Below are 11,005 nucleotides of genomic sequence, written 5' to 3' on the forward strand. Positions count from 1 at the left end.
ATATAAAAAGACAATAAGTTTACTTACAGTTAACCAAAATTCCATAACATTAATCTACTTTCCCTGTTAAGTAATAAATCGCAATTTGCGTGCGATGTTCTAGTCCAGTTTTCCCTAAAACTGATGTAATATAATTTGCAATCGTTCCTTCAGATATGAAAAGTTGCTTCGAAATTTCTTTATTTGAGAAACCTTTCGCAATTAATGCGATAATACTAAGCTCTCTTTCTGTGAAAAGGCTCTTATCAATTTTAGATTCTTCCTCTTTACTTTCCATTAAATTAGACTTAATTTTATCAAGCACTACATCTTGCATAACAGTTTGACCGTTATAAACTCCTTTTATCGCATCACGAATACGCTCCGGATCATTATTTTTTAATAAATAACCTTTCGCTCCGTTTTTTACTGCGTCCAAAATATATTCATCATCATCAAATGTCGTTAAAATGAGAGGCTTCGTTTTTGTCTCTTCACAAATTAACTTCGTCGCCTCTACCCCGTTCATGTTTGGCATACGAACATCTAAAAGCGCAATATCAACTTCATGCTTTTTACAATACGCTACCGCTTCTTTTCCATCATTTACGGTATCTAATACTTCAAACTCTTCATATGTATTTAAAATAATTTTCATACCTTCTCTAATAAAAGAATTATCATCGGCTATTAATATTTTAATTTTCATGTTTGTTAGTATGGACCTTATCCTACTAACATTCACATCCTTTCTCCATGTAGCATTTCCTCTTTGCTCATTATATACTTCTCTTTACCATTTTTTCACACCTTTTTCATATAGCCCTCCTGCTAAAAATATATTATTCTTTTTTTATAACATGTGTAGGGTGACTTATCATTTCTTACGTCTATATAATAGAATGCGTCAAAAAGGAGGGAGAGACCGATTGAGGAAAAACAATTAGTTGCAAAAGCACAGCAAGGAAGCGAACATGCTTTTCGTATCCTTGTACAAACATATCGTCATTATATTTTTCAAGTTATCTTTTCCATTTTAAGACATGAAGAAGATGCTAAAGATGTTACACAAGAAGTATTCGTAAAAATTCACGCCTCTCTCCCAAATTATCAATTTCGCGGATTAAAAACGTGGATGGCACGTATTGCCACCAATCACGCTATTGATTATAAGAGAAAAAAAGCTAGAGAAAACGAAGAACTCTCCTTATGTAAAGAAACTGCGGAAAATATAAGATCCTCTCATAATATTGAGGCTTTATTATTGACGAAAGAGCAAAAATTGCTCATTGCTCAAAAACTGAGAGAACTTCCCGACAATTATCGTGACGTCGTTCTCGCACATTACTTAGAAGAAAAAAGTTATCAAGAAATTGCTTTTCAGGAAAACATCGAAGTGAAAACGGTCGAAATGAAACTGTATCGGGCAAGAAAATGGATTAAAAAACATTGGAAGGAGGAAGAGTTTCTATGATGCATTATTCAAAAGAAGATTGGCGCAATTATACATTAGATGTTATATCAAACAATGAACGTGAATCTATGGAAGAACATCTTTATGAATGTGATCATTGTTTAGCACTTTATATGGAAAGTATTGATGAACAACATGAAAACCTTCCAATGATAAATGATGATTCATTTACGAACGAAGTTATGACGCAAATTAATTTTGAAACGTTACAGCCTAATGAAAATATAAAAACAAACTCACTAAAGCGCACGATTATTCACTACATAATTGCGACTGCGGCTACAATTATTTTTATGGTAAGTGGTTTATTCCAGTATATTTTCACAGCGACATCAAATTTCGAGAAATCCTCAAAACATAACGAGTCTTCTATCTCACAACAAATTGTAAACAAATCGGTAGACACATCAAAAAAGGACGGAGGTTCAAAGCATGAATAAAAATCCCTTTTTAGCACTTGTATTAGGGCTAATTCCTGGGCTTGGACATTTATATTTAAAGAAATTTGGACGATTTATTTTATATAGCGGAGGGGCTTTATTTCTATTTATCTTTGCAGCATTTTGTACAATAGCATTAGGAGCGCGTGATATTGCTTTTCTTTCTCTATTTTTACTAGTCGTGTTATGGGTAATCAATTTATTAGATTTAGTTATCACTATTATTAATCAATCGAAAAAACAAGCAGCCGGAGAATTTACAGAGTCCTCTAAAGAGAGCGAACGATTTTATATCATTCTCCTATCAATTATCCCTGGACTTGGCCATTTCCAATTAGGACTTATGCAGCGAGGACTTACATTTTTAGTAGCTTGTACAGGAATAGGAAGTATGATTATATTCGTTGCACTCTTAACATCTCAAGAAAGTTTCCTTATCTTCCTTATTACGCTACCTGTTTTATGGATTTATAACTTCTTTGATGTTGTTCAACAACTACAGAAAAAAGAACGCGGAGAGCAACTAGATGACCGTACTATTTTCGAAGAGTTTGAAGAGCACCGAGAACAAGGAAAGAAAAATAAAACATTCGCTTCCATTTTAGCAATGTTTCCTGGAGCAGGACATATGTATTTAGGCTTACAGCGCCGTGGTCTTCAGCTTATGGCAGCCTTTTTACTATCTATTTATTTGCTCGACTTATTAAGACTTTCTGCGTTTTTATTTTTAGTACCAATCATTTGGTTCTATAGCTTTTTTGATGCGTTACAGCAAACTGCAAAATCCGGAAAAGAACGTGTAAATGACGAACCTATCATTGACTATTTTATCAATCATCAAAGATGGATCGGTATTGGTTTAATTACACTCGGTGGTTATTATTTATTAGATCAAACAGTCCTTCCTATTTTGAATGATTATTTTGTAACTATATTTAATATTCATCTTAGCGAACTATATTATCGCTATTTCCAAACATCTATCGTTGCTCTCCTTTTAATTGGTGGCGGCTTTAAATTGTTACTTGGAAATAAAGAAAACAAAGGTGGTACAAACGAATGAGAACATGGCGCGTTGGAACATTCTCAATGGGGCTTTCCATTATTACATTAGGTTGTTTCTTACTATTTTCAGTTATGAAAGGCACTCAAGTATTGGATACATTAACAGCATGGTGGCCTGTTTTACTTATCATACTTGGCGCTGAAATTTTACTATACCTTCTATTTTCTAAGAAGGAACAATCATTTATTAAATATGATATTTTTAGTATTTTCTTTATCGGAGTTTTAGGAAGTGTTGGAATTGCTTTTTACTGTTTATTATCAACTGGATTACTAGAAGAAGTTCGTCATTCTATTAACACAACTAGGCAAACGAGTAATATTCCAGACGGACAACTTGATATACCTGAATCTATCAAAAAAATCGTAGTGGATGCGGGGCATCACCCTCTAACAATAGAAGGAAACAACACAAATCAAGTTCATCTTCTTGGAACATATGAAATGACGACGAAAGCAAATGAAAAACTCAATTTAAAACAAGAGGATTTCCTTTCAGTTCAAACAGCTGGAGAAACGATGTATATAACTTTAAAATCATTACCGGTTCAGCATACGTTATTTAACTCAACACCACAGGTGAAACAAACACTCGTTCTTCCGCAAAATAAAAATGTAGAGATCCGCGCTTCAAATAACGAACTATCTCTTTATCCAGGTCAATTACAAAATAATTGGTTTGTACAAGAAAGTTCAAATGTATCTGTTCATTTAGTAAAAGAAAGTGATGTATCTTTAATCGCCATAACAAACAAAAAAGAAACTCACGGGAACACACCTTGGGAACAAGTAGAAGATTTAACGAAAAAAGAAAATAATTCTTCAGAAGAAAATCCAGAATTAAACGGGCAAGAACATTGGTATAAAAACTCGATAAAAACAGGAAATGGGACGTACAAATTAAATATCGAGAAAGCTTATAATATAAATATGAGTGTTATCGAAAAATAAGAAACCTTCCACAATTGTGGAAGGTTTTTCTCATATAATCGCTTTTATTCCTTCTAAAACTAATCCAATCATAAAACCACAAACAGCCCCGTTCACACGAATCCACTGCAAATCTTTACCGACATTATTTTCAATCATTTCGATTAATGTTTTATCATCTAATTTATCAAGGTTTTCTTGCACAAGCTTTCCAATTTTCGAATGATTCTTTTCAACAATAGTAACAACTTGTTTTTGTAACCAATCTTCTATTTTTTGAACAATCAGTTCGTCTGCTTTTATTTTATTCATTTGTGTTTGTAAGAATGGAACAACATATTTATCGGCAAATTCTTCATTCTTCACAAAAGTAACTGCCCTACTCTGTACTTGCTCTAGCATCTCTTTTATTTTGTCAGTAGCATCCCAATTGGTAATCCATTTTTCTTTCCAATTCTCTAATTCCTGTAATAAAGATTCATTTTCTTTTACATTTATAATTTCTTGACGAATCTTCGCTAATATAAGTTGTCTTGTGCTATTATCAGCATCTTGCAAGCTGTTAATATTGCTAATAATAAACTTTTGCAAAATGCCTCCAATTTTATCTTCATCTACAATATTCATAAATGATTTCAAAGTAAACTGTAAAAACCCATCTACTTTTATGTTTTCCATCGCCTTCATTCCTAGGCTTCCGAGCTGATAACGTGCTTCATCTTGAGCTGTCCAATCTTTCACCTTTATTAATATGTAATCAAGTGTTTTTTCATCATATTCTTGCACAACTAATTGATCAACAAGCACTTGTAATATGTTACTTGTATTAATTGTATGCAAATACGTTTTTAATTCTTTTTCAATAATAACAGCTAATTTTTCTGTATCTATTTGAAGAATCGCTTTCTCAGCAATTGTTACAATTCCTTTTTTCACAGCGTCAGACTGTAACTCTTTCTCAGCAATTTCCAGTACCATTTGTGCTAGCTGCATTTCTTTTACTTTACTTGTAATACTTTCTTTCGTCAGCCATTCATTTTCTAACGTAGAAACGAGCCCCTTTGTTACCCGCTTACGATTTTTAGGTAATAATGCTGTATGCGGAATTGGGATTCCCAACGGATGACGGAATAAAGCTGTAACCGCAAACCAATCCGCAAGTCCACCAACTAACCCCGCTTCAAATCCCCCTTGAATAATCTCCCCAGCTACCGTTCCTTGAAAAGGGATCGAAGCCGCAAAACCTACGCCCATAACCCCAAGCGAAATACCCGCTATATATTTTGTCTGTAATGACATCGTATACACACATCCTCTTATTATGTAAAATAACGCTTTTTTATTATATTTAATCGATATGAATAATCCTTTATAACTATACTATAAAGAACTAATGTGAAAATAACAAAGATTTTTATGTACATGAAAAAATGAGGCTTTAAATCGCCTCATTCTTCCTTACTCTGCTTTCGTTAATTCCGAACCTTTTTTATAATAACCACTCATCACGTCTTCTGGAACCATACTACCGCCAGTTCCCCACACAATATGAGTACCATTCTTCACCTTTTCTGTTAACCTATATTTTTGTAAATACTCATTTTCAGCTTTACATACATTCAATGGCCCTACCATACCTGCTAACGCAGAAGGCTCTAAATAAACATTTTCAGTATCAGCCAGTTCTTTTAATAATCTATATAACTCTTCATCACTTACTGTGTAATTTCCACTCAAAAATGGTTCCATCGTTTTACCGACAAATCCAGAGGGTCTTCCTACCGCAAGTCCATCCGCATCTGTTACATTATCAATCCCGATATCTTGAACGGCAATTTTATCATGAAGTCCAGTCATTAAGCCGAGTAGCATACACGGAGAGTGCGTAGGCTCAGCAAAGAAACAATGCACATTGTCTTTATACAATAACTTTAAGCCGAATGCTACTCCGCCAGGCCCACCACCGACTCCGCACGGAAGATAAACGAATAAAGGGTGTTCTTCATCTACTGCAATCTCTAACTCTTCTAATTGTTTTTGTAAACGCGACGCTGCTACTGCGTATCCTAAAAATAAATCATGTGAGTTTTCATCATCAACAAAATAGCAGCTAGGATCTGCATCTGCTTGCAGTCTTCCTTCTTCTACTGCTTTACTATAATCCGCTTCATATTCAATAACATTTACACCTTTACTTCTTAATAAATCTTTTTTCCATTGTTTCGCATCTGCTGACATATGAACAGTTACATTAAATCCTAGTTTTGCACTCATAATCCCAATGCTCAGTCCTAAGTTTCCTGTCGAACCTACTGCAATTGAATACTTCGCGAAAAAACCTCTAAATCTATCACTATCTAAAATTGAATAATCATCTTTCTCTGTTAACATTCCATGCTGCCATGCTAATTGCTCTGCATGTTTCAACACTTCGTATATTCCGCCTCTTGCCTTTATTGATCCTGATATCGGAAGATGACTATCACACTTTAATAATAATTCTCCCCATATAGGTTGCTCGTAATTTTTCTCTAAAGATTGTTTCATAGAAGGTATTTTTACTAAAGGAGATTCTATAATTCCGCTCGTTTCTTTCGTTTCAGGAAAAACTTTCGCAATATATGGTGCGAAGCGCTTTAATCTCTCTTCCGCATCTTTTACATTTTCTTCATTAAGCGGCGAACCTTTTATTGCCGTTTCATACTTTTCTGTATTCGGATTCATCCAAAATACTTCTTCCGTTGCAATAAGGTTGTTTAATAGTGGGTATCGCTCTTTTAATGCCTCTATCCCCTTCATTTCTCTTCCTCCTCATATTCTTGTAGCTAGCCAAATAATAAATTATAATTAAATTAATTTTAATATAGTTTAACATAAAATTCAGTTTCAGTTAATTTTAATTTAATTTACTTAAATATAATTTAATAATTATTAAGGAGCATTTATTATGGAAAATATAGATATCGGTAAAAAAATTGAAAAACAAAGAAAAGAAAAAGGATTAACTAGTAAAGAACTAGCAAAGATGGCCGAAATCACACCATCAATGCTTAGTCAAATTGAACATGGTTCTGCTAACCCATCCATTCAAACATTAAAGGTACTCGCAAAAGCTCTTGATGTTCCAACATTTAGTTTTTTACTTGAAGAAACTAATACAGACGATTTAATCGTACGTTCTAATAAAAGAAAAAAAATGATTATCGATAATTTATCATATGAATTGTTATCACCTGATTTCACAGGAAATTTAGCAACAGCAATTATGACTATCCCACCGAATACTGCTTCATCAGAAAATGTTCTAGAACATAAAGGAGAAGAATTAGCATTTGTATTAGACGGGAAAATCACATTGCACTTAAATGAAGAAGAATACACATTAGAAACTGGTGATAGCGTAAAAATACCAGCTTATTTAAAACATAAATGGGTAAATCAATTCGAGAAAAATGCGATTGTTTTATTCTCTGTTACTCCGCCAATTTTTTAATTCATGTGATGATAAAAAAATAACCATGCATGGATGCTCTCCGTACATGGTTATTTTTATTTTTTTGGTACTAACAAAATCCCTAAACTAATAACAAAAAAACTGAGTATTTGCTGTATTGAAAGACCAAATAGAACTGAATTTTGTTCACTCATAAGCGAAATAATGATATGAGCAATTCCCTCGCAAATGAGAAAAAAGCTTATATTCTTTCCATTCCCTACTCTTTCATTTTTAATCCATAACGAGCCAATTATACCGAGTGCGAGTATAATCTCATACATGAAAATAGGATGATACAAAAATTTTGATTCATATATTTTCATCCCCCATGGGAGTGTCGTTTGTATACCTACTTCTTGATGGAATAGAAAATAAAAGATAATACTCACACACAATCCAAAGGGCAATGTATCAAGTAAAATTCGAAGAGAAAATTGCTCTTTTTTACTTTTCCAAACAATGTATATACTAGCCATAATAAAACCTACTATAATATGTTGAATACTTCCTACAGCTAATAATGCTTGCACCGGCGCCCCAATGGCCCATACTGGATTTAAAATTGCCGGTGCGAATTTCCATACTAATACAATGATGAGAAGACCATTCGTTACTGCATCCATCATTTTTTCATATTGAATATTTTGCTTTTTCATCCTTAGTTTCATCAGAGTAAATCCAAATAGACTTCCTATTATAAGAGAAACGGGTTGTAACCTCACCATCCACTCCATCACTATGAAATCCCCTCTTAATTCTCAATTATTTTCTTAAACTTCTCTTCTAATTGATCTGGAGGTAATACACCTCGTGCCTGATCTACAATAATTCCATCTTTATTAACAAAAAATGTCGTTGGTAAAGAGAATACTTTATAATCTAATCCAGCTACTCCGTCCATATCTAATAGAACTGGAAATTTAAATCCGTGGCGATCTGCGAATGCGCTCGCTTCTTGTACTGGATCCCCGATTGTTGCATTTACCGCAAAGATTTCAACATCCTTTTTATACTTATCATACAAACGAACTAAGTCAGGAGCCTCCATTTCACATGGGCCACACCACGATGCCCAAAAATTAATAACATATGGTTTTCCCTTTGCATCATTTAACGAATACAGCTTCCCGTCCAATCCTTTTAATGTTATGTTTGGTGCTTTAAATCCCACTTGTGGCAATACTTCTTTTTCTTGTAACTCCGCTTGTTTCGCTTTTCTTTCTTTTTCTTCTTTCTTTGTATTATAAAAATTAACCCCTGCCCAAATTAGTGCCCCGGCCAGTATAATAGCAATTAGTTTCTTCACTTTTCTTCCTCCTCATTTCTAAAATCCTGTAAATCCACCAAATATACGAATAAAGAATGCTGTAATTTTCGTCATTTGATTTGTATATAATAAAACCCCTGTTAGTATCATCATTCCACCGCCAATTTTCATCATGACATTGGCATATGTAACAATCCATTTTACCTTTCCGATAAAAAATGCCATCACGAAAAACGGAACTGCAAATCCAAGGGTGTACGCTGTAATATACAGAAGCGCACTTTCAGGATTGGTCGCACCGAGCATAAGCACTGCAGAAAATATAGGTCCAACACACGGTGTCCATCCTGCTGCATATGTCATGCCGACCAAAACTGAGCGAATATATCCTGTCGATTTACTTCTATATTGTACTTTTTTCTCTGCCATAAGCCACTTAGGCTGAATCACTCCAGTCATAAATAGCCCCATCAAAATAATAAATATCCCACCAATTTGCTGAATCAGCCTTTGATTAGATGAAAAAGTGATCCCAATCCAGCTTACTGATAAACCTAATGCATAAAAAATAACCGAGAAACCGATCATAAAAAATACTGTATGTATAATCGCTGACTTTTGCATAATTCCACGATTTTCTTTTAAATCTTGAATAGAAACACCTGTAATATATGATAAATAAGATGGATATAGCGGTAAAGAACATGGTGATATAAAAGAAAGTATCCCCGCCCCTACTACTAGCCAAATTGTTAAATCCGCCGCATTCATTTTATTCCTCCTAAACACACTACAAAACGTAGTGTTAACTGTAAAAAAAAAGAGGCTATATGCACTCTCCGACAATAAGTACAATCGACATACAAAATAGCCCTAACGTTACATATACTGAATTCGTATGTACTGGTATATTCAGCTTAACAACTTTCTCATTCAACACTTGCTCAATTCGTAAATTAATTGCAGTTTTCGCAAACGAAGCTGTAATACATTGATTTTCCATCGTCTTTATTTTAATTAACTTTAATAATGCACTACCTAGCTCAAATGAAGATTTCATTTTTTGCATCGCATATTTATCAGCTGATAGCTCCTGATACACATGATAACGCTGCAGCATTCCTTTTAATATAGGAATATACATCATTCCTTCAGCTAACAATGTAAAGAAAAATAACTTTAATGGATCTCGATTTTTTTGATGATATTCCTCATGTAATACAATCGCATCAATTTCTTCCTCTGAAAACGCCTGAAACATTCCTTCTGAAATGACAATTTTCGGTCGAAATAATCCAATTGTAAATGCCGTAATCTGTAACGTTGATAATACGTACACTTGCTTTCCTTTTCTAGTAATAGACACGAGATTTCTTTTCAATTTTTTACTATAAAAAAACTGCTTCCAAATTCTTTTACTTATAATGATTACAGTAAATAACAGTAATCCGGCTATCATAATGCGGAGTGTTGACAGTTCTCGCATATGTTGTTGCAATTCAAATAAACAAAATTGTGAAAGAAAAAGTGCTTTATTTTGAAAAAGAAATGGGTATGTGACGTAGTATACTAACATACTTAAAAAAAGAACACTAATAGTCACTGCTAACAAAACGATTTTACGCATTTGCCACTTCATTTTATCGGTCCTCTTTTTTTAGCTGACTTAATTTCTCTTCTAATTTTTTTATTAAAGATGGATCAGCTTGTTCTAACTCATCTATCATATGGTTCACAACAAGATCTCCAAATTCCCCCATTAATTCCTGTGTCATTTTCTTCGTTTGATTAGATAAAAATTCTTCTTTCGTTTGTGTAGTACGATACATACCACTTCTTTTCACGATATGCTTTTCTAAATGTGCTTTCTCTACTAATCTGTTCATAACTGTCATTACAGTATTAAAATTCACCGAGGATTCTTCACTTAATTTCTGTTGCACATCTTTAATGGTAATACCCTCAGTAGCCCAAACAATTTCCATTATTTTTGCTTCAAGCGGTCCGAAAAAGTGATTTAACCCTTGCTCATTTAACTTGTAGTTTTGAGTAAACATCGTATGGCCCCTTTCACACTACAGATTGTAGTATAAAATATATAGAAGGTCAAACATGAATGATATTAACTGATACTTAAATGGATCCTAATCTCCACTAATTAGTTATCTGTACCGCGTTCGATTCATTGTAAGCCTAACTTCTCTCCAAATGTATCATAGAGATAATATTCTAATATTTGCGCACTAAATTTCTCATTACGCCCGAGTGCAAATAATTCCCGATCTTTTGCTACGATAGTATCTAATGGAATTACCACATTATCCACTATTTTTGTAATTTCAATTATATTACTT

Annotated in this window: 14 protein-coding genes; 5 read left to right on the forward strand and 9 right to left on the reverse strand. The window is 33.6% G+C overall.

Annotation, left to right across the window (positions count from 1 at the left end; genetic code table 11):
* Window positions 1-49 precede the first annotated feature (49 nt).
* Window positions 50-688, reverse strand: coding sequence for a response regulator transcription factor (locus AB3X48_RS12480; RefSeq protein ID WP_002064723.1), 639 nt, complete (start codon window positions 686-688; stop codon window positions 50-52).
* 324 nt (window positions 689-1,012) lie between these two features.
* Here AB3X48_RS12480 and AB3X48_RS12485 point away from each other — a divergent pair, with 324 nt between their 5' ends.
* Genes AB3X48_RS12485 through exsE form a run of 4 tightly spaced genes read left to right on the forward strand, consistent with a single transcriptional unit; the run spans window position 1,013 to window position 3,909 of the window.
* Window positions 1,013-1,453: an RNA polymerase sigma factor gene (locus tag AB3X48_RS12485; protein ID WP_229183425.1), complete on the forward strand. Its 441-nt coding sequence runs from the start codon at window positions 1,013-1,015 to the stop codon at window positions 1,451-1,453.
* Window positions 1,450-1,893 (forward strand): hypothetical protein, encoded by a 444-nt coding sequence (locus AB3X48_RS12490; RefSeq protein WP_002126705.1) that lies wholly within the window; start codon window positions 1,450-1,452, stop codon window positions 1,891-1,893. Before AB3X48_RS12485 ends, AB3X48_RS12490 begins: the two co-directional genes overlap by 4 nt.
* Window positions 1,886-2,956, forward strand: coding sequence for a hypothetical protein (locus AB3X48_RS12495; protein ID WP_016104461.1), 1,071 nt, complete (start codon window positions 1,886-1,888; stop codon window positions 2,954-2,956). The genes AB3X48_RS12490 and AB3X48_RS12495 overlap by 8 nt, the downstream gene beginning before the upstream one ends.
* Entirely contained in the window at window positions 2,953-3,909 is a 957-nt protein-coding gene (exsE, locus tag AB3X48_RS12500) for an exosporium protein ExsE (protein ID WP_002166003.1), read from the forward strand. The genes AB3X48_RS12495 and exsE overlap by 4 nt, the downstream gene beginning before the upstream one ends.
* A gap of 30 nt (window positions 3,910-3,939) precedes the next feature.
* On the opposite strand, the gene AB3X48_RS12505 is transcribed toward exsE, so the two are convergent.
* The gene (locus AB3X48_RS12505; RefSeq protein WP_016104460.1) at window positions 3,940-5,187 is read right to left on the reverse strand and encodes a DUF445 domain-containing protein; all 1,248 of its coding nucleotides are present in this window, start codon (window positions 5,185-5,187) and stop codon (window positions 3,940-3,942) included.
* Window positions 5,188-5,346: 159 nt separating this feature from the next.
* Window positions 5,347-6,687, reverse strand: a complete 1,341-nt coding sequence (dsdA, locus tag AB3X48_RS12510; protein WP_002200974.1) for a D-serine ammonia-lyase — start codon at window positions 6,685-6,687, stop codon at window positions 5,347-5,349.
* Window positions 6,688-6,835: 148 nt separating this feature from the next.
* Here dsdA and AB3X48_RS12515 point away from each other — a divergent pair, with 148 nt between their 5' ends.
* Window positions 6,836-7,381, forward strand: coding sequence for a helix-turn-helix domain-containing protein (locus tag AB3X48_RS12515; RefSeq protein WP_002158420.1), 546 nt, complete (start codon window positions 6,836-6,838; stop codon window positions 7,379-7,381).
* A 56-nt stretch (window positions 7,382-7,437) separates the two neighbouring features.
* On the opposite strand, the gene AB3X48_RS12520 is transcribed toward AB3X48_RS12515, so the two are convergent.
* The 6 genes from AB3X48_RS12520 to AB3X48_RS12545 all read right to left on the reverse strand — a co-directional run.
* Window positions 7,438-8,121, reverse strand: a complete 684-nt coding sequence (locus tag AB3X48_RS12520) for a prolipoprotein diacylglyceryl transferase family protein (protein ID WP_133059482.1) — start codon at window positions 8,119-8,121, stop codon at window positions 7,438-7,440.
* A gap of 14 nt (window positions 8,122-8,135) precedes the next feature.
* Window positions 8,136-8,690 (reverse strand): TlpA family protein disulfide reductase, encoded by a 555-nt coding sequence (locus AB3X48_RS12525; RefSeq protein ID WP_002200976.1) that lies wholly within the window; start codon window positions 8,688-8,690, stop codon window positions 8,136-8,138.
* 18 nt (window positions 8,691-8,708) lie between these two features.
* Window positions 8,709-9,422, reverse strand: a complete 714-nt coding sequence (gene ccdA / locus AB3X48_RS12530) for a cytochrome c-type biogenesis protein CcdA (RefSeq protein ID WP_002202478.1) — start codon at window positions 9,420-9,422, stop codon at window positions 8,709-8,711.
* 55 nt (window positions 9,423-9,477) lie between these two features.
* The gene (locus AB3X48_RS12535; RefSeq protein ID WP_088098918.1) at window positions 9,478-10,290 is read right to left on the reverse strand and encodes a M56 family metallopeptidase; all 813 of its coding nucleotides are present in this window, start codon (window positions 10,288-10,290) and stop codon (window positions 9,478-9,480) included.
* A 1-nt stretch (window position 10,291) separates the two neighbouring features.
* The gene (locus AB3X48_RS12540) at window positions 10,292-10,708 is read right to left on the reverse strand and encodes a BlaI/MecI/CopY family transcriptional regulator (protein WP_002202481.1); all 417 of its coding nucleotides are present in this window, start codon (window positions 10,706-10,708) and stop codon (window positions 10,292-10,294) included.
* A gap of 125 nt (window positions 10,709-10,833) precedes the next feature.
* Window positions 10,834-11,005: DUF3942 family protein (locus tag AB3X48_RS12545; protein ID WP_367959607.1), on the reverse strand; the 172-nt coding region annotated here is incomplete at its 5' end.

This window comes from Bacillus sp. S4 (assembly GCF_040838205.1).
In the GTDB taxonomy this organism is placed as follows: Bacteria; Bacillota; Bacilli; order Bacillales; family Bacillaceae_G; genus Bacillus_A; species Bacillus_A cereus_U.

Excerpts from the sequence above, each read along its gene's own strand:
- ccdA (WP_002202478.1), bottom strand. The coding sequence starts at position 9,422 with ATGAATGCGGCGGATTTAACAATTTGGCTAGTAGTAGGGGCGGGGATA.
- AB3X48_RS12495 (WP_016104461.1), top strand. The coding sequence starts at position 1,886 with ATGAATAAAAATCCCTTTTTAGCACTTGTATTAGGGCTAATTCCTGGG.
- AB3X48_RS12540 (WP_002202481.1), bottom strand. The coding sequence starts at position 10,708 with ATGTTTACTCAAAACTACAAGTTAAATGAGCAAGGGTTAAATCACTTT.
- AB3X48_RS12505 (WP_016104460.1), bottom strand. The coding sequence starts at position 5,187 with ATGTCATTACAGACAAAATATATAGCGGGTATTTCGCTTGGGGTTATG.
- AB3X48_RS12515 (WP_002158420.1), top strand. The coding sequence starts at position 6,836 with ATGGAAAATATAGATATCGGTAAAAAAATTGAAAAACAAAGAAAAGAA.
- AB3X48_RS12480 (WP_002064723.1), bottom strand. The coding sequence starts at position 688 with ATGAAAATTAAAATATTAATAGCCGATGATAATTCTTTTATTAGAGAA.
- dsdA (WP_002200974.1), bottom strand. The coding sequence starts at position 6,687 with ATGAAGGGGATAGAGGCATTAAAAGAGCGATACCCACTATTAAACAAC.
- exsE (WP_002166003.1), top strand. The coding sequence starts at position 2,953 with ATGAGAACATGGCGCGTTGGAACATTCTCAATGGGGCTTTCCATTATT.
- AB3X48_RS12490 (WP_002126705.1), top strand. The coding sequence starts at position 1,450 with ATGATGCATTATTCAAAAGAAGATTGGCGCAATTATACATTAGATGTT.
- AB3X48_RS12535 (WP_088098918.1), bottom strand. The coding sequence starts at position 10,290 with ATGAAGTGGCAAATGCGTAAAATCGTTTTGTTAGCAGTGACTATTAGT.